Consider the following 24,354-nt stretch of genomic DNA (forward strand, 5'->3'; position numbering starts at 1 on the left):
CAGCAGTAAAAAGCTGTCCCCCTGAATGATGGGGGGACAGCTTTATTTTTTGCCCCCTATTTCACATAAGGGTTCTGGCGGATCATCTGCACCAGATTCATGGCGGAAGCGGGAAGCTTTTCGTTCTTGCGGGTACAGATCGCGATCGTATTTTTGAGATCGATGCCTTCCACGTACACACGAGCAAGTTCGCCGCGCTCGACATAATCGCGTACGACCAGGGAGGAGACAAAGTTGGCTCCATAACCGGCAATAACGGCGGTGATCGCTTCATGCAGGCCGTTAAATTGCAGAGAGATGGTTGGTGCGGAAGAATTGTAAGTACGGCATAAAGAGAGAAGCCGTTCCCGAGTAGAGCTGCCCTCCTCACGCATAACAAAAGGCTCCTTCATCATGTTGGGCAGCGATACCCGTTGATTGGCATAGCGATGACCTGGTGCTACAACAAACCATAGTTCGTCCTGAAACAACTCTTCGGTCTGAATTGTATCCGGATAGTTCTCGGCTATACCTCCGAATATCGCGATATCGACCTCTACATCTAACAGCTGCTTCAAGGCATCACTGGAGTTGGTTGTTGTAATTTTCATTTCGACCTGCTCATATTGCTGCTTAAACTTTGCAATCCAAGCGGGGATCAGGAAGTGTGCGGGCAGATAAGTTGCAGCGAGGCGGATACTGCCTATCGCACCGTTGCTGTAATTAGATGCAAACTGCTCGATTTGCTGCTCGACGGCGAATAGTCTTTTGGCTAACACAGCAAGCTCTTCTCCCGCATCGGTTAATGCAATACCTCGGCCTTGTGGCTTAAACAGCGAGATCAATAATTCTTTCTCGAACTTCTTGATCTGCGCAGTAATAGCAGGCTGGCTGATATTGAGTAATTCCGATGCGCGAGTGACACTGCCAACAGCAGCAATTGTATGGAATAAACGCAAAGCATGTAAATTCAAGGCAAAGCCGCCTCCTTGAGATATTTGTAATATCATATATTTTATATATAAGTCTAAGAAAAACATATATTATTCTTATCATTATAACTCGCTTACTATAGAAGTAGAAGTTAACCCCACAACGAGGAGAAGTGATCGTTATGAGTTCCATACACACTTGGGAAAAAGTTGATGCTTACATTACGGACCGCCTTGTTCAGCAGGATTCTGTGCTGGAGCAGGTGCTTGCAAGCAATAAGCGGGCAGAGCTGCCGGCGATTGATGTAGCACCAAATCAAGGTAAGCTATTGAATCTATATGCGCAAATGATTGGTGCTAAACGAATCTTGGAAATAGGAACATTGGGCGGCTACAGCACGATCTGGATGGCTAGAGCACTGCCAACAGACGGTCAACTCATTACCCTCGAGCTTGAACCATTCCATGCACAGGTCGCACAAGAGAATATTAACTTAGCCCAGCTAGCGGAAAAGGTAGAGATAAGAGTGGGAGATGCTTTAGAGCAACTGGCGAAGCTGGAGGAGGAAGGGGCGGCAGCATTTGACCTGATCTTTATTGATGCAGATAAACCAAATAACCCTAACTACTTGCAATGGGCACTTCGTTTCTCTCACCCTGGTACGGTTATTATCGGCGACAACGTTATTCGAGATGGTGAAGTGATAAACAAGAACAGTACAGATCCTCGAGTTCAAGGAGTAAGAACATTTTACGATCTGCTCTCTGAGGAACCACGGGTGACAGCAACAGCGATTCAAACGGTTGGCGTCAAAGGTTATGACGGATTTGTACTAGGCCTTGTTAATAGCTAATCTCCTTCATTGGCTCTCCTCTTTCCTTTGCGATAAAATAGAAAGAGGAAACGAATCAAAGGAGTGGATACAAGAGTGGATAACTTTCGTGCTTTAGTAGCAGATAGCAATGGAGAAGGGCAACAGCCAGAGCTTACCATTAAGAGTCTAACAGCAGCAGATTTGCCGGAAGGGGAAGTTACCGTTCGAGTAGCTTACTCCAGTGTTAACTATAAAGACGGAATGGTAGCGATACTAGGAAGAATGGTGAAAAGCTATCCGCATATTCCGGGAATCGATCTATCCGGTACCGTAGTTGAATCAAGCGACCCTCGTTATAAGTCGGGCGATTCCGTAATAGTAACGAGCTATGGCGTTGGCGTCTCACATTATGGCGGATACAGTGAGCTAGCTCGTGTTCCTGCCAGCTGGGTTGTTCCTCTGCCGGAGGGGCTGACACTTCGTGAAGCAATGATTCTTGGCACAGCAGGCTTCACAGCTGCATTATCTGTCCAGCGGCTTGAAGACAATGGGCTGACACCGGATAAAGGTCCGGTTGTTGTTGCTGGCGCAAGCGGGGGAGTAGGCAGTGTGGCTGTGAACATTCTCGCGGGACGTGGTTACGAGGTAACGGCAAGCACGGGACGGCTTAGTGAAGAAGCTTATTTGAAGGAGCTTGGTGCCGCTCATGTTATTCATCGGAATGAGCTGACGGAATCTTCGGAGCGCAAGCCCATCCGTCGTCCGTTATGGGCAGCAGCGGTTGATCCCGTAGGCGGCAAAACGCTTCAATATTTACTCAGCACTCTCCAATATGGCGGATCGGTTGCAACCAGCGGATTAACCGGAGGCATCGAAGTAGAGACTTCCGTCTATCCGTTTATTCTTAGAGGCATAAACTGGCTTGGCATTGATTCGGTTGAGTGCCCGATGGAGCTTCGCCGGCGTGTATGGGAACGACTTGGAACGGACCTGAAACCAACGATGTTAAGCTCAACAATCGTTAACGAAATTACTCTGGAGCAGCTGCCACAAGAACTATCCAGCATTTTGCAAGGTCAGGTTAGAGGCAGAACCATTGTCAAAATTGGGGAAGTATAGGAAGAAGGGGCAATCATGAAATTCATGAGCTGCCCCTTTTTTTATTTCCAATTCTGTTCGATAAACTCATCACGTCCAGATTGCGCGCGGTCTTCCTTATAATGCTTCGGGTTTTTCTTATGGAAATCCTGATGATACTCTTCTGCCGGATAGAACGTTTCGGCTGCACGGATCTCTGTCACAATCGGCTTATCGAAGCGGCCGGACTGCTCCAATACTTGCTTGGAAGCAAGTGCCTGCTCATGCTGCTCTTCATTATGATAAAAGACAGCGGTGCGATATTGGCTTCCGCGATCCTGGAATTGTCCCTCTGCATCGGTTGGATCAATCTGAGGCCAGAATAGCTCCAGCAGGCGTTCATAGGGGAACAACGCTGGATCAAACGTAATTTGTACGACCTCGAGATGACCGGTCGTTCCTTTTTTTACTTCCTCATAAGTTGGATCCGTCACATGGCCTCCCATATAACCAGATATAATTCCATGAATCCCGGGGAGTTCTTCAAACGGTGTAACCATACACCAGAAGCAGCCACCGGCAAATGTTGCTTGCTGTAATTGCATCTTACCTAACCCTCTCTTATAGCGACTTACTTGCATGAACCATCGTTCCTCTAAAAGTAACTTGCCGAGCGAAAGAAGTCAATTTACCGCTATGTAAACTCAGATAAGCCCCATTGCCTCCCATGTAAAATGGAGAGCGCGATGGGGCTTACGAATGAATTGACTATGCGATAGCACCGTCTCGAATATAAAGGATACGGTCTGCGCAGGCGGCCACCGTTTGATCATGAGTAATGAGAATAATGGTGCGGCCTTCCGCATGAAGTTTGGCAAGCAGAGCCATTATTTCTTTTCCCGTATGTGAATCGAGCGCCCCTGTAGGTTCATCTGCGAGCAGAATCGATGGATTCGTTGCAAGCGCTCTCGCAATAGCAACCCGTTGCTGCTGTCCTCCAGACAATTCCGCCGGGCGGTGGTTCATATGTCCGCTGAGTCCAACCGATTCGAGCGTCTCCAGCACCGCTTTTTTTCGCGTATTGGCCGAAACTCCCCTATAAATAAGCGGCAGCTCGACATTATCATAAGCCGTTAAACTTGGTATCAGATTATAGTTTTGAAAAATAAATCCAATCCGTTTATTACGTACATCCGCCAGTTGATTATCGCTCAACGCCGATACCCGTTTGCCCTCCAGCATGTAAGTACCACTGTCAGCAGTGTCCAGGCAGCCCATGATATTCATGAGCGTTGATTTACCGGAGCCGGACGGTCCTTGAATGGCAACAAACTCCCCTTGAGCAACTTCCAGAGAAATATGCTGCAAGGCCGTATAACGTTGCCCGCCCATTCGGTAATGCTTCGTAATTTGCTCCATTTGAACGATGGCCATCTTGATCCTCCTCCTAAAAAGAATTGGCGCATGCTTTTGGCGTCAATTCTTACTTCGTAAGCGTTGGCTTAAAGAATTGGCGCATGCTTTTGGCGTCAATTCTTACTTCGTAAGCGTTGACCTAAAGAAAATTGGCGCACGACTCAATTCTTACTTCGTAAGCATTGACCTACTATAGAGGCTATTCAAACAGCTTGTTCAAAATATCAGAAAGTGTATAAGTTTTCTCTATGCTGGGCTTATATTTCACCCGCGAAAACGTAAGCTGCTCCTTCTAAAGAAGGCGCAGCCGTTTACACTTTATTTTTCCGCTTTTCCAGCTTGTTTTCATTAAGATCTGCGTGCATTCAGCCTGCGCAATTGCATCATGCGATTGTACATCGATTTATTCGCAAGTTTGCGGAATGGAGTAGCCTCAGGTGTTGTATTCACTTCCAGAATCCAGGGATGCATCTGATGATCGAGAGCAATATCAAATCCAAGTTCATTAAGGTAAGGATACTTGGCATATAGCAGATGCGCACAATCGATACATACGTTATGGAACTCTGCTCTCAGCCTTTCAACCAACTCGGTGCCTCCCTGAGCAGCTATGACGGATTCAAAAGTGTGAGTATCAGCACCTTGCGCACCGTTCGTTACAGCCATTCCGGGTTTAGCGACCCTTGCGACAATACCGGTGATTTGCCAAGCGCGGCTTTCGTTCAGCTGCAGCACAACACGCAGGTCATAAATTCGGTTTTTGTATCTCGATAGATGGATGCCTCGTTGAACGATGTAAGTGGTGTTATCAATTTTACGCTTCAAGGAGGCTGTTAATTGTGCCCAACTCAGATTGCTTTTTCTTTTTGCGCCGATCTGATAGGAATAGGTGCCGTTATTAGATTCGACGCGCATGACACCTACGCCATGGGAGCCTTTATTCGGCTTTACATATACCATGTGATAGAGATGAAGCATTTTCCTCAAGGAGTATTCACTGAACAGGAGTGTGTGCGGGACATGACTTCGGATTGACGCTTTTTTATTAAGCACAACGGTTTTTGCCCATTTGTTATAGACGCCTCTTCTTTTTTTCATAGGGACACTATCTTCCTCCGTCTTCCTGACATGATAGTCTTACAGAAATAACATATGCTTGCCTTTTCTTGTACGAGTGGGCTTTGTACGGGGCGATTCCGTATTGGGGCGCATACGATGGAGGGATATTGATCGACTGAAATGGAGGATGCTTCATGCCTATTTCTAAGAATAAACTCTCTCTTCAAGCCAAATGGGAGGAAGTGAGACAGTTTTATCCTTGGTATAAATCTATCACGGGAGATAGAGATGCGATGGATTGGGGGGATATTCCACTTCTGACGCAGGAACGTTTGCTTCCCTATTACGAGAGTGATGAGCAGGCTGTCCCACAGGAGTGGAATGTATATCGAACATCAGGTACAAGCGGCAATAAACGTAAGGCAATCTACTATGATGCGATAGATGAAGAAGCTTATATTCAGTATAAAATAGAGATGTTTGCGGAACTTCTGAAAGGCTATAACGTGTCTCGGGCGCTGAGTGATATGGGGACAGGTCATGCAGAGGCTACGGCTGTGCAAATTTTCGAAGGAATTGGCCTTGCGTGTGAGTCTGTTCCATTCGGGCTGCCGGCGGCGGCTCATTTGCTGCGAATTGCCGACTACCAGCCGGATGTGCTGTATACAATGCCTTCGCTTCTGGACGGGATGCTTCGTGTCGCTCCACCGGATTTCAAGTGGGGGCTGCAATGTGTGATTCTGGTTGGGGAACCGGCTCCACCTGCATGGAGGCAGAGGGTTGCGGAGAGGCTTGGGATTACCGAGCATGATGTAATGGATACACTCGGCAGCATTGAGATTGGGACGATCGCTTATTATGATCAGTCAATTGAGCGTTATGTCGTGATGGATGGCGTTATCGCAGAAGGGGTTACGCCTGCTGAAGCGGGACTGCCTGATGTTGAACTTCCTCCAGGCGAGCAACTGCTGGTCCTCACATCACTTGTGCGTCGGCGTTTCCCGGCACTCCGTTTCGTCACTTATGATGTAGTCCGGGATTTGCGAGTCGAGGAGCAAGATGGCAAGTTGATCACCACCTTTGAGGCTATCGTGAAGCGGGTTGGACCTGAGCTGAAGCATGGCGAAAAAATCAGTATTTACGATATTGAGAATGCGATCTTTCAACATGTTCAGCAAGCAGTCGTTAAGGTTCTCGTAAACGGCAACAAACTGCAGGTAATGATAACGACTGTTGAAGTCATTAATGAAGCATTAAGAGAGGTGATTCGTGACGAACTGCATAGTACGATACCTGCAATTGGCGCGATGATCCGCGGTGGACTCCTTGAGGAGATGGATGTTGTATTCCTTAGTAATGATATGGACGATCCATCACCGGAGGGATCAGGTAAAAAACCGATTAAGCAGAAGAAGCTGTTTGTGCAGCAAGCAAGCCAAAGAAGTGATGGTCAATGACCGTTTACAATAATATAGCCTCGATGATCGGCAATACCCCTATGGTGAAGCTAGGAAGACTGTTTGAGCATGCCCATTTTGACATCTATGCGAAGTTGGAGATGCATAATCCCGGAGGCAGTGTGAAAGACCGTCCAGCTAAAGCGATGCTGCTAGCTGCTCTGGAGGAAGGCCGGATCAGACCTGGCTCCGTCATCGTAGAATCCAGTTCAGGTAATTTGGCAGTAGGGCTTGCGCAATTATGCAATACGATGGGTTTTACATTTATTTGCGTTGTTGACCCCAAAACAACGGAAGCAAACTTACGGGTGCTTCGCGCCTACGGTGCAAGAATTGACTTGGTCAAAAAGCCGGACCCGGAGACAGGAGAATTTGTTCCTGCAAGGCTTGCCCGTGTTCGCCGCTGGCTGAAGCGGCTTCCGGATGCATTCTGGCCGAATCAGTATGGCAATAAGAATAACTCCTTGTCCCATCAGCAGACGACGATGGCAGAGATGGCTGCCGATCTGCCGCATCTCGACTATTTGTTTTGTGGTGTAAGTACATGCGGAACGATTCGTGGCTGCGTGGACTATATTCGGTTAAACGGACTGAAGACAAAAGTGATTGCGGTGGATGCAGAGGGCAGTATTATTTTTGGCGGGGAGAAAGGCAAGGTTACCCGCATGCTGCCAGGGCTCGGAGCTGGGATCAAGCCAGGGCTGTGTCCGGATGAGGGTATTCATGAAATTGTTAAAGTGAATGACCGAGATTGTATTACCGGCTGTCGGAAGCTGGTTCGTATGGAGTCGATCCTTGCAGGTGGTTCCTCGGGCGGCGTCATCAGGGCGGTGGAAAAATACAGTCCTTATATCGAGCCTGGTTCAACCTGTGCTGTGCTGCTGCCGGACCGGGGAGAAAGATACTTGAATACCGTATATGACGACACATGGGTCTCGAAATGGTTCGGCAATGACTTTACGGCTGGTCTGCATAAGCAAGGAGGGGCGATTGAAGAATGATCTATTTGAATGAGCGGGATTTGGAGCTTATCGGTATTAACTGGGCTGAACTCGCTCGAGTGATTGAAGAAGCTTCAGCTGCCTTTGCAGCGGAGGAATGTGCACAGCCGATCAAACCATATCTGAAATATGGCAACGAGCGTAATCGAATTATCGCCATGCCGGCTTATGTCAGCCGCCCGGTACGTGCTGCAGGCTTGAAGTGGATTGCTAGTTTCCCTGGCAACATCGATATGGGACTGCCGCGGGCGAATAGTGTCACCGTGCTGAACGATCCAGATACAGGAGTTCCCACAGCTTTAATTCAAGGCAGTCTCATCAGTGCCATTCGCACAGCAGCAGTCAGCGGTGCTTTGCTGCGTAAGCTGGTCACTGGAGGCGAGAGGCCGCTCCGTGTTGCATTGATTGGCATGGGGCCAATTGGCCGCATGCATGTTCATATGCTGAATGGCTTGCTGAGCAGCCGGATTAGCCGGATTGTGGCTTTTGACCGGCGTGACATAGATGTAGTGGAATGGCTGAATGGTGTGCCGGTGACGATTCCGGTCGAGAAGGCAGCCACTTGGCAGGACGCTTATCGTGGTGCCGATGTTGTGTTCACTTGTACCGCAGCACCGGAACGTTATATAGATGAAGCTGCAGCGCCGGGTACAATTCTGATGCATGTATCGCTGCGTGATTATCATCTGACTGCACTGAGTAATGTAGGAACCACCATTGTCGACAGCTGGGAAGAGGTATGTCGTGCGGATACGGATACAGAGAGGCTGCATCTGTCCGCTGGTTTACAGGAAAAGGATACGATGACGTTGTCGGAAGCCATTGCCCTTCCGCTGGAGCAGGTTATTCGGGCAGAAGGACCAACTTTGTTCACTCCAATGGGGCTGGCTGTATTCGATGTTGCAGTGGCGGCACATTATGCTAATGCAGCTGTTCGTCTCGGGGTTGGGAAAAGATTAGAGTAAATAAAGGAGCCTAGGCAATGAATTGCCAGGCTCCTTTCGTATTTCTATTACTTCGCTGCTCTTAAGTAGAAGCGGCTCGAGTTCTCCCAGATGCCGCCTGGCTCCAGGCTTACAAGGCCAATCTCGTCAGCAGGCAGGTCCACATTTGGTGCATTAACCAGGTTGAGCTGCGGCTCAGGGCAGAAGAAGCCTTTTGTCGCATTGTTATTCCATACCATCCATTGTTTGAAGGCAGTACCAACATCGTATACGAGCGATACTTGCTCGCGCGAGTCCGTCAGCACCATTTGGTTGCGGCCATTACGCGGCTCAGCTGTATAATGGTTGTCCATGGCTTCCCAATAAGTAGGTACACCAGTGGATTGGATCGCTTTTTCACCATCGGACAAAGGAAGGAACTTACTGGTAGGCAGCATGCGCTCGCTCATTTCCCAACGGTTGCCGATTGTCATGGTGAAGGAGCAGTCTTCAGGTGTACTGTTTGGAGCGAATGGTGCATTAACCGCAGTATGGAAAGCGACCATACAAGGCATTGCATCTTGTCCTTCATTATGTACGGAAATATGTTGAAGAAGGCCTGTATCATTCAGGGCATAACGAAGACGAAGGGTAAAGACATGAGGCAGGAATTCGAAAATTGGATGCTTCTCGTCAACCGACAGCGCTAGTGTTACATAGCTTTCTGTTTTGTTTACGCCATAATCTTCAACGTTCCAGATTGCCGTATGGGCAAAGCCGTGCAGGTGGTTGCCTGTTTTTGGCTCGTTAATTGGGAAGTTGTATGTTCTGCCGTTAAACTCGAATCGGCCATCTTCGTAACGGTTAGGCGGGAATAGCACTGGGATACCATGAATACCTGGATTAGCTTTAAAAGCTTCCATCTCTTGCTCCGCCGGCTCGCGAAGAATATGGTAACCTTTGCTTGTATCACGGAAAGCGATTAGATTCGCACCAACTTCAGGAAGCACGGCAGCTTCATAAGAACCCCATTGCAGCCATACCGCTGGCTCGCCTTTATACACTTGCTCGAATGCTTTTCCTTGCGTAGTCAAAGTTATTGCCTCCTTATAATCAATCTTTCATTAGAATAACAGGATGAACTTGAACAGACAACCGCCGCATTCCCTAGTGGAAACGCGGCGGTTGTCTATACAGGCTAAGCTTATGGCGTAATGCGCAGCTCGTTATTAATGGTACGTTGCGTGAAGAGCTGCTGAAGCACGTATTGTTTTCTTCTAGGGACCGGTACCTGCTTCGATTCGGAATATTCCGAGCCGAAATAAACGACGCCGCCAGCAATGGACTTGATCTTGCCGATATTAATGTAGCAATTCGTATTCACCGGGTAGAAACTGCTATTAGCTGTTAGCTGCTCGATCTGTTCGGCAGTCATTCTCTTCTTTATGTTGTAGTTTCTGCCGTGGAAGCTTACTAAACCAAGTGTCCCAAGTTTAAAGTAAAGCACGTCTGACTCCAGTTCGAAATCCTCATAAACATTTCGGCCGCTCAGCGTAGTATTCATCATTCCGATTCCCCCTCAAGAAATGTGAACTACTGATTTTGATAGCGCTTACATTATAACACGCCTATTCATGGATGAAAAGACATTTTTTAAAAATCGTTGATCCGAGTGTTCGCATGTGCTATGTTCACTTTACTGTACTCTATATCGGAAAGGGTGTTGAATGATGGGCGCATCTCTTAATAGAACGATTTATATTGGCTCTTACGGAGCATCATCGGAGCCAACGATCCTCGTTTGTGCATTTGACGGAGATAAGGGAGAAATCACGGTAAAGCAGCAAGTTACGGGTGTGGAAAATGCATCGTATTTGGCGGTAGGTTCATCTGGCCTTCATTTGTATGCGGTTAGTGAAACCGGCCGTACAGGTGCTGAAATTGGCGGCTCGGTCGTATCCTTTGCTATTGAACAAGGCAGCGGGACATTGACGGAGTTGAACCGCCAGCTGACGCATGGCGCAGACCCTTGTTACATAACGATTGATGAAGGGAATAAAGCTGTGCTTGTTGCCAATTATTCAGGCGGTAACGCATCACTTCTCCCGATAAATGAGGATGGTACGATTGCTCCTGCAACGTCTATTGTCCGTGAGGAAGCTCCTCTTGGCAGTAATACTGCGCGCCAGGATGCGCCTCATGCGCATGCTATTGTCGTGAACGGCGGCTATGTGTATCTGAACGATCTTGGAACGGACTTGATTCATACGTTTAAAATCGAAGAAGGAACGAAGCTGACATTGCAAAGCTCATGCAAGCTGCATGGTGGAGCAGGACCTCGTCATATCGTCTTCCATCAAAGCTTGTCCACGGCTTATGTGATGAATGAGCTGGACTCTACAATTACACTTCTGACTGTATCATCGGACAATGGTGAATTGACTCCGGTTCAGACGGTATCTGCATTGCCGGAAGGCTTTGCTGGTTACAATGATGCGGCGGATATTCATTTGTCTCCATCAGGTCGTTTCTTGTACAGCTCGAACCGTGGTCATAACAGTATTGCTGTGTTTACGGTTGATCAGGCAGATGGAAGTTTGACTCTCATTCAGAATGCTTCCTGCGAAGGTGATGCACCTCGTAACTTTGCCGTGCTGCCAGGCGGCGGACAGCTGCTTGTTGCGAATCAGAAAACAGGTAATATTGTGTTGTTTGCGGTTGATCCGGAGACGGGACTTATACAATCAAAAGGAACGATATTCGAAGTGCCAAGCCCGGTATGTATTCGCCTAGGAGCAGCTGAGTAGCTTGGTACAAGAAAGAAGGAATTGTTCATGTCAGTTAGCAATTCGGCGAAAATCTCTCCAGCCGTCAAGCTGGGGACGGTATATTCTATTCTTTTTGCCATAAGCTCTGTTCATTTACTTAATGATGCGATGCAATCAGTCGTATCCGCTTTATTCCCGATTTTCGAAGATTCGCTTGGACTAAAATTCGGCCAGATCGGCTGGATTGCTTTTACGCTTAATATGACGTCTTCCGTACTGCAGCCTGCAGTTGGATACTTGTCGGATAAAAAACCAGCTCCTTGGATGCTTCCGGTGGGGATGGCCTGCAGTTTGGTCGGTATGGCAGGACTCGCTTATGCGCCTAGCTTCTGGATGCTGCTTCTCGCCGTTGTATTTGTAGGCTTTGGTTCAGCCGTATTCCATCCGGAAGGTTCCCGGGTTGTGTTCTTCGCTGCGGGTGAGCGGCGTGGACTTGCACAGTCCATTTATCAGGTTGGTGGTAACTTCGGCCAGGCGCTTGCGCCGCTGATGACGATTTATATCTTTGTCCCGCTAGGTCAGAAGGGTGCTGTATTAGGTACTTTCCTGGCTATTGCTGCGATTATTGTGTTGCTGAGAGTTGTTCCTTGGTATGGGGCGCAGCTTGCACAGAATGGTGCTCCAGTTAAGAAAAAGGCGGCTGGCTCCGCGCCAGCGGTATCACCGTACAACAGTAAAGTGATCGCTTTCGCCCTTACCCTGCTGCTGGTTCTTGTCTTCGCACGCTCGTGGTATTCGGCTGGGATCGGAAGCTTTTATAACTTCTACATGCAGGATAAGTATGGCTTGTCCATAAAAGCTGCTCAGGTTCCGCTCTTTATCTTTATGGCGGCGGGCGTACTAGGTACCTTCTTCGGTGGAATCCTGTCTGACAGATTCGGTCGGAAACGAATGATGTTGTTCTCAATCGCAGGATCGGCGCCATTCGCATTGCTGCTGCCACATGTGTCGCTCGGCTGGGTATATCCAGTTACTTTTATTCTTGGTTTTATCCTGCAGTCGGGTTTCTCGGTAAGTGTCGTGTATGCGCAGGAGCTTCTGCCGGGTAAAGTAGGTATGGCATCCGGACTAATTACGGGTCTTGCCTTCGGCATGGGCGGCCTTGGTTCAATTGTACTCGGTACCGCAGCCGATCATTATGGCATTATCGATACGATGGTAGCGAGCAGCTTCCTGCCGTTGGTTGGCTTGTTATCCATTTTGCTTCCGAAAGATCGAAGAGAATAATAGTAATCGGTAACATTTGACAGAAAAAGATAAAATACGATATTATAGAAATAATTTTTGAGCGAAGCACGCCAAAAGCCTTACAGGTTTTTTGTGTGCTTTTTTTCTATCCAATTTTGTGTATACGGAGGGGAAAAGGTAGGTTAATAGGCCCTAAATTAGCGAAGGAGATGATAGATTGTGAGAAATGGTTGGGTATCGATTGCATTAGCTGGTGTGGTTTTGGCGGGGAGTTTGGCAGGATCGGGATTGATAGGTAAAGCGGAAAATGCGGTGGCTGCGGCTAAGCCTTCGTTTACAGATATTAGCGGCCATTGGGCAGAATCATCAATTGAGACAGCGGTAAAGGCAGGAGTGTTGAACGGCTATACGGATGGTACTTATAAGCCGAATAATACAATCACGAGGGCAGAGTTGTTAAAAGTAATGGCTCTGACATTTAAGCTCGAAGTGGGTACAGGCGGATCTACTTGGTACTCACCTTACCAAACGGCGTTGTCGAAAGCTGGCGTATATATGGAGGGTGATTACCCGGGCAATCTCAACAATCCGGCGACGCGTAATGAGATGGCAAAGCTCGCAGTACGTGGTGAGTATACGGATTATCGGAGTAAAAAGCTAAGTGCTGCGGAGCTGATGTTCCGTGCTGTTAACAAGGGGATCCTTTCACGTTCTGGCACAAAAGCTGAGACCATTAATACAGAAGGCACGACGACGCGTGCGGAGGCAGCAGTGCTGGTCACTCGTCTGCTTAAGCTGGCTAATGGCGGTACGTTAACCGTAGACCAAGGAGCATCAAGTGCAGCGGAGATTGCTTGGCATAGGCATAATATGATCACGATGTTTGATCAGAATGATTTGGTGAAGTTGCCTTACTCGGTGGATATCAGCAAGAAGTATAATGTGACGATTGATAAGTTGATTGTTTTAGATCCTGCGGATACGAAAGGGTATTATGCGGAGTATTTGAAGGGTGCGACTTATTATCCGGTGAACAAAGCTGAGAAACCAAGTGACGGCTACGTCTTTGCTTATAAAATTATCGGGAAAAGTTTAGTTGCAGATGGATCTGGAATAACAATGACTAGTAGCTTTCAGACATATACTGAAGGAAACACAGGTATGATAGATCTTGCCTCTCAATACATGTATGCAGATGGGAGATTGGTTGAAAGGGTAGGTTTATATTATAACAACGAAGAGTTCACTTTTAAAAAAGCAAACAGTACAGCCCATAATTTTATCTACCACTTAATTCCGAAAGAATATGTACAAAATCAAATTAATAAGTACGGTGGATTTCCGATTCATTTAGTTAAGTATAATGTTGCTTTTGGAAGTGGAGAACAAATTTACTTGACGGACGTGAAGGATAAATGGGCCCATTAAAAAGGATTCTGTCACAGATTCTTGTTCTAGTAATATTGTTCAGTCTATTTAATTTTCATACCGCCGTAACTACAGCCTCTGCATCAAGCATTATTAAGTTACAATCTATATCTTTTAAGGCTAGTGAAAAATATAATGCCAACGCTTCGCTATCTAATATTTCTGTGGATTTGACAATACCATCCGGCTATCAACCTAAATCATATCAATTATGGATGATGGTTGCCGATAGTAGTGGGAATACAAAGCTAACGCTGCAATCATCTTCATCAGTTACCGGTAATAAGCTTGCATTAAGTAAAGTTAACGGAACAAAAATTAAAGTCACCGCAGATGGCGTTCCGTCAGATATGTATGTAGTTATAAACAGGCGATCAAATGGTAAACAGTGGGTCATTGAAGGTAACGGAGTGGGTCCCTATAATGTAACGCCTAAATCGGGAGATGCTTGTTGGAGTGGAAATCTTTCTATATGCACAGGATTCTTACCGGGAACAGATGATAATGGACAAGCTATAAGGGAAAAACTCAGGACAAATGATGGTTGGATTAAATCCGTCAGTGATGGAGTAGAAGCACCTGTTTATTTTATTTCCCCAATTGATGGGTCAAATATTTATAAAACAGGTCTAATTCAAGATTCTTTTACTGTTACGAAGGCGACACCAGTAGGTAGAGCACAACATAGAGTCGAAAGTAAAGGTAAAGGGACAGCAGGGAAAGGGATGCTAACAGTTGCTATCCCTCCTATTAGAAGCTCTTATCTAGATAAGGCGGATTGTCCAGGTTGTTCAGGAAATGCAATTGCCCAAAAATATAGTTTACAGACGGAGCTTGATTGGTCTGCTGAAACCTATTACTACGAAGGCGAAGTCCGAGTCACCTACGAACCACTCCCTCCAAAGGACACCCCGACCGTATCCTGTGACTGCTCCGCAGAACCAGACAACATAACGTTTGCCGACAAAGATGTACAAGTGACAGCAACGCTGTCAGCTTCACTCTCAGGAAAAGGCAATAAGACAGTCAAGAATTGGACGGTTTATGGACGTGCTGATGATGGCAGTCAGTACACGACTTCAACGATAGGTTACGGGCTGGAGAGCATCGAGCAGAAGTTCAGCTTCACCATATCCAAGAGCAAGCTTGATGGAGTCAACAGCTATACCGAGACATGGGTCATGCGTGCTCGGGTAAACTTCACGGATGGTACAACAGCCGAAGAGCCAATTGAATGTATGACAACAGTGGTAAGAGAAGGAACTTCCACACCAAATCCAGGAGGAACACCAACTCCGCCACCAGCGCCACCGGTAACCGCAGATGTTGGGTTTATACCCAATACCATCATTACAGGTGATCAATCCACGCTAGATAATAACTCTGATGGTTATACATCCATGGAATGGACATTCTCTAGCAACTTACAAGAGGTTATAACGGATTCCAGCCAATATCGATATCCTAATGTGAAGTTCGATAAACCTGGCTTCTATCAAGCGAAAATAATGGTTACTAATGGTTCAGAAACAAGATGGGATACAGCCTCGCTGCAGGTTATTGATCCAAAGCCGGTTGCAGTGGTGACAGGCCCGACTAAGGTTATTCTGGGAAGGGATTTTACGAGTATCTTCCATCTATTTAACTCGTATACTCCGTTAGGAGATCGTGGGGTAACCATCGATTTTACTAAAAATCAAATGCGTTTCAAGAAGGTTGGTGATCCTGGATATACGGAAGGCTGGCCATCCAAAGGGCCGTCTGGCCTTGGGGATTATTCCGTTGAGGGTAAGGTTTTTGATTCTCAAGGACGCGAGAGTGATTGGGGAACTCATCTATTCGAGGTTGTTCCCGATCAGCCGCCAATAGTGAGTATAATGGCTCCGGAACAGACTTATCGCTTCAATGAATCTATGGTCTTTATTGAGGCCGAAAGTGTGGACGGCGATACTTTAGCCAATATGAAACTCGAAGAGCGTTATGATCATGATAACGATGGGAACTACGAGGAAGAGCCTTGGACAATCCTTTATACAGGGCCATTCAAGGATACCTATCCCATCACTTATACAAGTGTAGGGAAGAGACAATATCGAGCGAGCGTAACTGAGGATTACGGATTATCGGCTACATCTGAGATTGCTGCGACGAATGTGCTTAACTATGCACCGTTTGTGGACTTTGATGTCTCTGGACTTACGCAGCAGCCAGATCAAGGTGATGACAGTGCACCTGAAGATTTGGCTTATACAGGCGAATCGATTATGCGATCGTGGAAGTTAATTCAGCCATACACGACCAACACGAATAAACCTATCGGCTGGAAAACGAACAATGGTGCACTTCAAACAAAGAATGCAAAGATGGCCGATTTCTTTATTAAGTATCCCAATATGGGGTTAGGGGCTAATAGTCGTTCGAAGTACGAATTAGCTGCCGATCTAACTAACCTGCCTGTTTGGGGATTACCAGCAGGTGCTGTAGCTGTGCCATACATTTATGCCGGTCATCGCCTGTATTCTCGTGAAGGCGTGGACATGGTAGAACGCAATGCGAAAAATGGTACGGAAATGAGCAGATTTTCTTTGTCCGAAGTAAATGGTCTAACCTATTTAGGGGCAGATAAAAACGAGAACTTTTATTATGGGGCATGGGTTGGTGATTCTTCAAAAGCAACAACCTATGAGCTCAAGAAAATTAACAATCAGGGTCAACTCTCTGCCAGCTATACCATACCGATATCAACAGGTATTTCTTACGTCATGTACTTTGAGGTTTCGGATGACGGGCAAAATTTCTATATGGCCTACCGTGCAAGGGTTGGTATGACTCAAGAATACTGGAATGTTCATGCTGTAAAATATTCAATGCTGGATAAGTCAGTGAAATGGGACGTAAAAACGAACGAAATGAGATATAGCCCGACAATATTACAGAACTATAAAGGGGTTATAGACTCGGATGGAGATTTATATCTCACTTGGGGAACCTATACAACCTATGATGGCTACGAAACGTATGCAATGGCCGTAAATGGTGAAACAGGGGTTATGGGTTATGGTTCATTTACTAGTTACCAATCGGACCCTTCTTATATCGTAGCAACGTCTATCAATCAGAATACCAAGTATTTGTATTTCACCGTTGGTGCATACGTTCAATCCATGTATTCGAGTGATAGTTATATGAGTACAGGGATCTATGGATACTCCTGGAATAAGACAACGGGTAATCTATCGAGGATTGGCTATCCAAATGTTTCCTCACCAACTTCTACTGGATTTGAAAGCTGGAGTTGTGAAGACTACCCTTACTGTGATAGTTTTACAGCTTTAAAATCATGGGGAGCAGCAACACCGATTATTTATCCAGATGGAACACTCTATTCTACCGTTCGTTACCAGTATGGAGATTTCAAATTAGATAGTGGTTTAAACCCTTTATATTTTCAATACAATAGCTCCAAGTATACCTTTGAAAATACAAGAGGCAATAGAATCGGGAATACAAAAGCATTTCTAATGCCAAGCGGTAAAATCTCTTATCCAATTAACGGTGCTACTGCGGATTATGCCACGGCTACATATAAGCCATATGCAGGTATAGCAGCTGCAGGTAGAGTACCGGTAGATAGCTATAATAACTACTATGGCAATAAGGTTTATCAAAGCGAGATTTTAGATACGGGCTACACTTTTCCTAGTGCTGCTCAGAAAGATCCAACATTAAACACATCCATACTTCCAGACGGATCGTTCTATGGCTTTTCGGCACCTGGCCAAGCATCTGGTATTCAATATGTATTTCCTTTTGTACCTGCGAGTGGCAGCGGCGATTATCCGAAAGTAATTGACGATAATACCGTTGAAACCGTTGACTCAACTTGGGCGGGACTATGGTATGATCCGGCGACAAAGCTGAAGAACGATCGCCTTTCTTTTAATGTAGCTGTAAATGATGCGGGTAACGATAAACCAGTTGGTGCAGCAATCCATGTACAAGACGGAAAGAATATGTACGCAGCGGAGTGGACCAAAGACAAGCTCACTTTGTATAAGGTTGCAGCGGGTTCTAAAACGGTTCTTCAATCGGTCGATTACCAACGAGCACCATTTATAACGTATCCGTTTGATCTTGAAGCTTCTAATGGAACGCTGCGCGTCTACATCAACCATACTAAGGTAATTGAGGTTTCAGACAGCACCTATAGCAAAGGTTCGGTAGGCGTCATGTCACTTGGTCAGCAGCAAGCGAAGTTTAGTGATGTGAAGATAAAAAACTACGGTGACTATTATGTAGAAGAAACTCATGAATCCGTCCTCGTAGGAGAAGAGATCAAGTATGATGCTATCTTTGACGACATCGAGAAGGATCCGGAGTCATTAGAAAATTGGAGTTACCAGCATGATCCGAATTACTTCGCTAATTCACTTGGACTGAGTGCATTTGATGGAAAATCCTTCGATACCAAGCTTCCAATGCTGGATAAGCCGGGTCTCTATAACATCACCTTTAAGGCAAAAGACAATCCAGGGATAGATGAGTATGAAGAATGGTCTGAACCAGTGACTAAAAAGCTTTATGTGCATCGACGGCCGAACGCGCAGCCGGATGTTCGTTTCACGGGTATTGTGTATCCGGAAGGGGAGACCTTGGATTACTCCACTTTTGATACCTCTTACGATCCGGATATTCCGGATTACTTAGCAAATCGCTCATTCCGGACAAGATGGGCAGATGAAACAACATGGACGTCCGGCAAGCGCGAGCTTTACAGCCGCCCTGGTGTAGAACTGATCATTCAAGAGCAAGTGCAGGATGGCTTTGGGGTGTGGTCCTATTGGGCGGAAACTCGAGTTTACAAAGATGCACTCCCGACAGCGAATCAACATCGACCACAAATGGTCATTACTTACCCAAGTGGTACATTAGCTGCTCCAACTTTGCTTGGCAGTGAACCAATTGTGCGTTGGACTTATAATGACGTTGACCATGATCAGCAGGAGCAGTTTTATCTAAAAGTTTCTTATGTGGACAATGGAGCAACGATTATGGAAGGAACTTACCCCGGTGATGATACGTCCTTTATTCTGGATGAAGGCATTCAGCAGGGGCGGAAAATAAAAGTACAGGGCCGCGTGTATTCGAAAGGTTATTGGTCGGATGACAGCAATACCGTGTATTTCATCCTAAATACACCGCCAGTAACTCATCTGCTTAGCTTTAATGGACTGAAAGCTTCAGCTCCCATTTTTACGAATAATAACAAGCCGATGCTGAAAGTATCTGTTACTGATGTAGATGGACAGCCGGTGTCCAAAGTGGATTATGAGGTATTTTATAATGCGACAGGCGAACTTGTTGTAGATACAAATAGTGCGATCAGCACAACAACCTATACATCATCTGCGCTGAAGGAAGGACTTCATAACTGGAGGGCGAGGGCGAATGACAGCTTTGCGTGGGGCAGTTATTCCGAGAATGGCTATTTCTTTGTAGATACCATTCCGCCAGATGATACGAATGAGCAGCTCGATATCAAACCAACTTCGGTGAAAGTCAGCTTTAATCCGTTCAGTGATGCAGATCCGTCATCGGGGCATGCGACAAGAGCCTTTTACATGCAAAAGGTTAATGATAACGGTTCAACAACCAACATCGATTTGAACGGTAATGGAACAGTGGAAAACAGCATCCCGCTATCTAATTCGACAACCAGCTATTCGGTAGGTGGACTAGTTGCTGGAGCCAAGTACCGTCTGATGGTTGTAGACTGGGATATTGCCGGTAACATGGGGAAATATCAATACATTTATTTTACGACGAACCGCCCGCCGACAGCTGATTTCGACTGGTCGCCAAAACCTGTCTATGAAGGGGATACGGTTGCATTCACAACTGCAGTAGACGATCCTGACGGCAATGATCTATCAATTACGTATCAACTTACTAGCCCAAGTGGCGTAACAAAGACCTTCTCTTACTCCTTCAAGTATCCTTATCCATCAACGGGGCCGGCATATCGTATGACCGAAACAGGGGAATGGACGATGCTGCTTGCCGTAAGCGATGGGATGGAAACTGTTCAAACAGAGAAGAAAGTCAAAGTACTCGCACTTGGATTAACAGGATACGTGAAGCATACAGATCAATGGGATGATAAGAGAAAAGAATTCAACAAGAAGCAAAGCGGCAGCGAGCTGTCGCCACGCGGTTATAACGTATTCTGGTCGGGGGAGAAATTTATGCTTTCCGCAGTAACAACAAATACGGGGACCGCAACAAAAGTTGATCGAGTTGAGGTTAAGATGAAGACTTACTCTGAGTCATTGTCATCATCGAACTCCTCCCGCACTAGCTGGCAAGGGGAAATGTGGGATGCTTCATTCGAGGAGTTTGTGAAAGGGGCACTGAACTTTGAATTTACCGCTTACTATAATAATGGCATTGTGAAGCGGGACTTGGTCACGATACAAATTGAAGGGAATGTGTACGATATCGTAGGCGTACATCGATTGAAATAATGGAATATTGCTGTCCCACTCTGGACAAGACTCCGAATAAAACGGAGTCTGTTTTTTTTGGAAAAGCTAGTTTTGCAACAATAGATTTCATAAATTATGGAAGTGAGGTATTATGTAGTGATGTTATGAGAGCAAACCGAGATTGGAAGGATTGAGGATTTTGAAGAAATCGATATACCCCCTAATAGTCCTAATTGCCGCTGCAGCCTTACTATTGGGGACGAAAGTTTTTTCAACAGCCGATAAAACGACGAATCTAGACTCTATCAATGCTGAAACTCATTTAGCAGATGCCTCTGTAATTGAATTTAAAAAGACCGAAAAGTCCATTCCAGCAGTTGAACAGGAGAAGGCAACTCCTGCTTCCCTCAGAGCTATTATTGGGGAAGACTCAGAGATTACTAGCTACAAAGAATATGATACTGGCGTTACTCAGAATGCGATAGTATCATTTGTTGACCCGTTACACTTAGGTAACGATGATACATCCACTTCACGTGCCGGTGATCATCGTGTCTATAAAAAAACAGTCTATGCCATTGATAAACTGACTGCAGTAGGGATCAGTGTTGGGCCAATAGATAATCAGAAGTTTATTGTGAGTGTTGCAAATGGGCATTCAAGCGGCAGCCCATCACAAAACGTTTCTGTTACTGGCGCATTATTTATAAAAGGGACTTATAATAGTCATGTTATAGAACTTGTTAAGACTGCTTTAAACCTTTCTGAAAGCGGGACAGCTTCTAAAACTTACACAGCATCTGATACGTGGACAGGTCCACCTGAAGAATCTGCATATAACTCGCGGGATCATTATGGCGGGATGAACTACGATCAATACGATATTACAATCGTGAAGTATTATTATTATGATGAATACATAGGAACAACATTCGTTGGTACAACAAAAGAAATTGCTGAGTATATTGATGTGAATGAAGTTTTGAAACCAAAAAACATTACGTTCAGCATAGATCATAAAGTTTAATAATAAAATAATGGCTGTCCCTAAACAGGGGCAGCCATTATTCTATCCACTCTTTATTTTCGTGAAAAACTTGCTGATCGCATAATACGCCGCGCCGCGTACAGCGGATTGATCCTGCAGCTCAGCGAACAAAATCTTCAGCCGCTCGCGGTGATAAGGCAAAGTCCGGCGTGCGACGGAGGACTGAACCGCTTCCTCCAGCCATGTTTTCGCCCGGCTCATCCGGTTGCCGATGATGACAACATCCGGGTTAAACACGTTGACGATATTCGAAATGCCTACACCCATATACTCACCAATTTTATAAAACAAGGCGCGAATCTCTTCGTTGCCTGTTTCTGCTGCTTCAAGCAGATCCTCCAAATTATCAAAGCCAAGCGGAGCAGCCTGCTCGAGCAGGGCATTCTCGGAAGCATACAGCTCCCAACAGCCTTCATTCCCGCAGCGGCAAGGCTTACCGTTGTATTCAATGGACAAATGCCCAAGCTCACCGGAGAATCCGGTCGCCCCTTTATATAATTCTTTATTAAGTATGATGCCTGTACCAATACCAATCCCGACGCTGACATAGATTTGATGGGCGATACCGCGGCCAATACCGTATTTTTGCTCGCCTTGCGCACCGGCATTAGCTTCATTATCTATGGTCACTGGAAGCTGGAACCGCTCCTCAAGCAGCTTCTGCAGTTCAATATGCTTCCACTCCAAGTTAGGAGCAAATAGGATCGAGCCTTGATCATCAACAATACCAGGAGCACCTACGCCAATCCCAACGATGCCATACGGACTTACCGGTGCTTTGCCAATTAGTTCTTCAATACATTGAACGAGTTCCTTAAGGGTAAACTCAAGCTGATGCTTCTTGAGGCTCTTCTGCAATTCTGCAATAACATTGCCCTCAAGGTCGGAAAGCACGCCGCGAATATAGTTAACACCAAGGTCGATGCCTACAGCATAACCCGCTTGTCCGTTGAACAGCAGCATAACCGGTTTGCGGCCGCCGCTTGATTCCCCAGGACCAATCTCTATTATAAGATGACTGTCGATCAAATCTTGCACCAAGTTGGAGACAGTCGCTTTATTCAGCCCAGTAAGCTCGGAAATTTGCGCCCGTGAGAGGGGGGCATTTTTCAGCACGGCTTCGAGCACGATGGAAGTATTTATTTTTTTGATCAGTGTCAAATCGCCTGTCGTCGTCACTTTCAACTGCAGTTGCCTCCGTCCATGTCGTCCATTCAGCCTATTGTATCAGAATTTGCGAAGTGAGGCTGTTGTAAAATATTTTAACATAAAAACTTAGTTTGTTTAATAGACAAACTAAGTTGCAGGTGCTATATTATTGGTGAGCGTTTTCAAAACACATTTAGCTAACGAGAAGATTGCAATTATACTCGTACATTTTAAAGGAGGATATTCATCTCATGACTTATTTCGCTAACATCGGCAAGATCCAATTCGAAGGTAAAGGTTCCGACAATCCGCTTGCATTCAAACATTATGATCCAAACCAAGTGGTAATGGGCAAAACGATGGAAGAGCACCTTCGCTTCGCAGTTGCTTACTGGCATACTTTTAACGCTAACGGTACTGACCCGTTTGGTAATGCAACAATGTTCCGTGGTTGGGATAAATTCGATGGTCTGGATCGTTCGAAAGCACGCGTAGAAGCTAACTTCGAATTCCTGGACAAAATCGGCGCGCCGTTCTATGCATTCCATGATGTGGATATTGCTCCTGAAGGTGCAACACTGCAAGAGTCGAACAAAAACCTCGACGTAATTGTTGCTATGCTGAAAGACCAACAACAACAATCCGGCAAGAAATTGCTTTGGAATACAGTTAACATGTTCTCAAACCCGCGTTATGTTCACGGTGCAGGTACTACTTGTAACGCCGACGTATATGCATACGCTGGTGCACAATTGAAAAAAGGCCTTGAAGTTGGTAAAGAGCTGGGCGCAGAAAACTATGTATTCTGGGGCGGCCGTGAAGGTTACGAAAACCTTCTGAACACAGATATGGGCTTCGAGCTTGATAACCTGGCTCGTCTGTACCACATGGCTATCGCTTATTCGAAAGAAATCGGCTTCGACGCACAATTCCTGATCGAGCCTAAGCCAAAAGAGCCAACTAAACACCAATACGACTTCGACTCCGCTACAACAATTGCATTCTTGCAAAAATACGGCTTGAAAGACTATTTCAAGCTGAACCTTGAAGCGAACCATGCAACACTTGCTGGTCATACTTTCGAGCACGAAATCCGTACAGCTGCAATCAACGGCATGCTGGGCTCGCTTGATGCGAACCAAGGCGATCTGCTTCTTGGCTGGGATACAGATGAATTCCCTACTGACCTGTACTCGACTACACTGACTATGTTTGAAGTTCTGAAAGCTGGCGGCATCGGCCGTGGCGGCGTTAACTTCGACGCAAAAGTACGTCGTGGTTCGTTCGAAGCTGAAGATCTGTTCTTGGCTCACATCGCTGGTATGGATTCCTTCGCATGGGGGCTGAAAGCTGCTGCGAAGCTGATCGAAGAAAGAATCTTCGACAACATTGTTGAAGATCGTTACAGCAGCTTCAAATCCGGCATCGGCGCTGAAGTTGTTGCTGGTAAAGCATCCCTGGCTTCCCTGGAAGCTTACGCAATGCAAAACAACCCAATCGTTAACAAATCCGGTAAACAAGAGCGCATGAGACTGATGCTCAGCGAAGTTATCTTCAGCGTTTAATCGC

Annotated in this window: 18 protein-coding genes; 11 read left to right on the forward strand and 7 right to left on the reverse strand. The window is 46.1% G+C overall.

Annotation, left to right across the window (positions count from 1 at the left end; genetic code table 11):
- Window positions 1–56 precede the first annotated feature (56 nt).
- Complete coding sequence (locus FHS17_RS15335; protein WP_167279273.1) at window positions 57–953, reverse strand: LysR family transcriptional regulator; 897 nt, start codon at window positions 951–953, stop codon at window positions 57–59.
- 140 nt (window positions 954–1,093) lie between these two features.
- Here FHS17_RS15335 and FHS17_RS15340 point away from each other — a divergent pair, with 140 nt between their 5' ends.
- Together FHS17_RS15340 and FHS17_RS15345 are read left to right on the forward strand one after the other, a co-directional pair.
- The gene (locus FHS17_RS15340; RefSeq protein ID WP_167279274.1) at window positions 1,094–1,765 is read left to right on the forward strand and encodes an O-methyltransferase; all 672 of its coding nucleotides are present in this window, start codon (window positions 1,094–1,096) and stop codon (window positions 1,763–1,765) included.
- A 75-nt stretch (window positions 1,766–1,840) separates the two neighbouring features.
- Window positions 1,841–2,845: an acrylyl-CoA reductase family protein gene (locus tag FHS17_RS15345; protein WP_167279275.1), complete on the forward strand. Its 1,005-nt coding sequence runs from the start codon at window positions 1,841–1,843 to the stop codon at window positions 2,843–2,845.
- Between the two features lie 41 nt (window positions 2,846–2,886).
- Here the strand turns inward: FHS17_RS15345 and msrA are convergent, their stop codons facing one another.
- The 3 genes from msrA to FHS17_RS15360 form a co-directional block, all read right to left on the reverse strand.
- Window positions 2,887–3,408 (reverse strand): peptide-methionine (S)-S-oxide reductase MsrA, encoded by a 522-nt coding sequence (gene msrA, locus FHS17_RS15350; RefSeq protein WP_167279276.1) that lies wholly within the window; start codon window positions 3,406–3,408, stop codon window positions 2,887–2,889.
- A 163-nt stretch (window positions 3,409–3,571) separates the two neighbouring features.
- Window positions 3,572–4,237 (reverse strand): ABC transporter ATP-binding protein, encoded by a 666-nt coding sequence (locus tag FHS17_RS15355; protein ID WP_208420392.1) that lies wholly within the window; start codon window positions 4,235–4,237, stop codon window positions 3,572–3,574.
- Window positions 4,238–4,567: 330 nt separating this feature from the next.
- On the reverse strand, window positions 4,568–5,317 hold the full coding sequence (locus FHS17_RS15360) for a YheC/YheD family protein (RefSeq protein WP_167279277.1): 750 nt from the start codon (window positions 5,315–5,317) through the stop codon (window positions 4,568–4,570).
- A 155-nt stretch (window positions 5,318–5,472) separates the two neighbouring features.
- Here FHS17_RS15360 and FHS17_RS15365 point away from each other — a divergent pair, with 155 nt between their 5' ends.
- Genes FHS17_RS15365 through FHS17_RS15375 form a run of 3 tightly spaced genes read left to right on the forward strand, consistent with a single transcriptional unit; the run spans window position 5,473 to window position 8,701 of the window.
- Entirely contained in the window at window positions 5,473–6,735 is a 1,263-nt protein-coding gene (locus FHS17_RS15365; RefSeq protein WP_167279278.1) for a phenylacetate--CoA ligase family protein, read from the forward strand.
- Window positions 6,732–7,736 (forward strand): 2,3-diaminopropionate biosynthesis protein SbnA, encoded by a 1,005-nt coding sequence (gene sbnA, locus FHS17_RS15370; protein ID WP_167279279.1) that lies wholly within the window; start codon window positions 6,732–6,734, stop codon window positions 7,734–7,736. Before FHS17_RS15365 ends, sbnA begins: the two co-directional genes overlap by 4 nt.
- Window positions 7,733–8,701, forward strand: coding sequence for a 2,3-diaminopropionate biosynthesis protein SbnB (locus FHS17_RS15375; protein ID WP_167279280.1), 969 nt, complete (start codon window positions 7,733–7,735; stop codon window positions 8,699–8,701). The genes sbnA and FHS17_RS15375 overlap by 4 nt, the downstream gene beginning before the upstream one ends.
- A 47-nt stretch (window positions 8,702–8,748) precedes the next feature.
- Here FHS17_RS15375 and FHS17_RS15380 read toward each other — a convergent pair whose 3' ends face one another.
- Both FHS17_RS15380 and FHS17_RS15385 read right to left on the reverse strand, forming a co-directional pair.
- Window positions 8,749–9,753 carry an aldose 1-epimerase gene (locus FHS17_RS15380; RefSeq protein ID WP_167279281.1) on the reverse strand — a complete coding sequence of 335 codons (1,005 nt, stop codon included), beginning with the start codon at window positions 9,751–9,753 and terminating at the stop codon, window positions 8,749–8,751.
- A 110-nt stretch (window positions 9,754–9,863) separates the two neighbouring features.
- Window positions 9,864–10,226: a LytTR family transcriptional regulator DNA-binding domain-containing protein gene (locus FHS17_RS15385; RefSeq protein ID WP_167279282.1), complete on the reverse strand. Its 363-nt coding sequence runs from the start codon at window positions 10,224–10,226 to the stop codon at window positions 9,864–9,866.
- Window positions 10,227–10,386: 160 nt separating this feature from the next.
- Here FHS17_RS15385 and FHS17_RS15390 point away from each other — a divergent pair, with 160 nt between their 5' ends.
- The 5 genes from FHS17_RS15390 (at window position 10,387) to FHS17_RS15410 (ending at window position 21,615) form a co-directional block, all read left to right on the forward strand.
- On the forward strand, window positions 10,387–11,466 hold the full coding sequence (locus tag FHS17_RS15390; RefSeq protein WP_167279283.1) for a lactonase family protein: 1,080 nt from the start codon (window positions 10,387–10,389) through the stop codon (window positions 11,464–11,466).
- Between the two features lie 27 nt (window positions 11,467–11,493).
- Window positions 11,494–12,714 (forward strand): MFS transporter, encoded by a 1,221-nt coding sequence (locus FHS17_RS15395; protein WP_167279284.1) that lies wholly within the window; start codon window positions 11,494–11,496, stop codon window positions 12,712–12,714.
- Window positions 12,715–12,894: 180 nt separating this feature from the next.
- The gene (locus tag FHS17_RS15400) at window positions 12,895–14,103 is read left to right on the forward strand and encodes an S-layer homology domain-containing protein (RefSeq protein WP_167279285.1); all 1,209 of its coding nucleotides are present in this window, start codon (window positions 12,895–12,897) and stop codon (window positions 14,101–14,103) included.
- A 725-nt stretch (window positions 14,104–14,828) separates the two neighbouring features.
- Entirely contained in the window at window positions 14,829–20,627 is a 5,799-nt protein-coding gene (locus tag FHS17_RS15405; protein WP_167279286.1) for a hypothetical protein, read from the forward strand.
- Between the two features lie 160 nt (window positions 20,628–20,787).
- Entirely contained in the window at window positions 20,788–21,615 is an 828-nt protein-coding gene (locus FHS17_RS15410; protein ID WP_167279287.1) for a hypothetical protein, read from the forward strand.
- 42 nt (window positions 21,616–21,657) lie between these two features.
- Here FHS17_RS15410 and FHS17_RS15415 read toward each other — a convergent pair whose 3' ends face one another.
- Entirely contained in the window at window positions 21,658–22,821 is a 1,164-nt protein-coding gene (locus FHS17_RS15415) for an ROK family transcriptional regulator (RefSeq protein WP_167279288.1), read from the reverse strand.
- A gap of 215 nt (window positions 22,822–23,036) precedes the next feature.
- Between FHS17_RS15415 and xylA the strand changes: the two genes are divergently transcribed.
- Window positions 23,037–24,350, forward strand: a complete 1,314-nt coding sequence (gene xylA / locus FHS17_RS15420) for a xylose isomerase (RefSeq protein WP_167279289.1) — start codon at window positions 23,037–23,039, stop codon at window positions 24,348–24,350.
- Window positions 24,351–24,354 lie beyond the last annotated feature (4 nt).

The sequence above is a fragment of the Paenibacillus lupini genome (assembly GCF_011761355.1).
GTDB classification, from domain to species: domain Bacteria; phylum Bacillota; class Bacilli; order Paenibacillales; family Paenibacillaceae; genus Pristimantibacillus; species Pristimantibacillus lupini.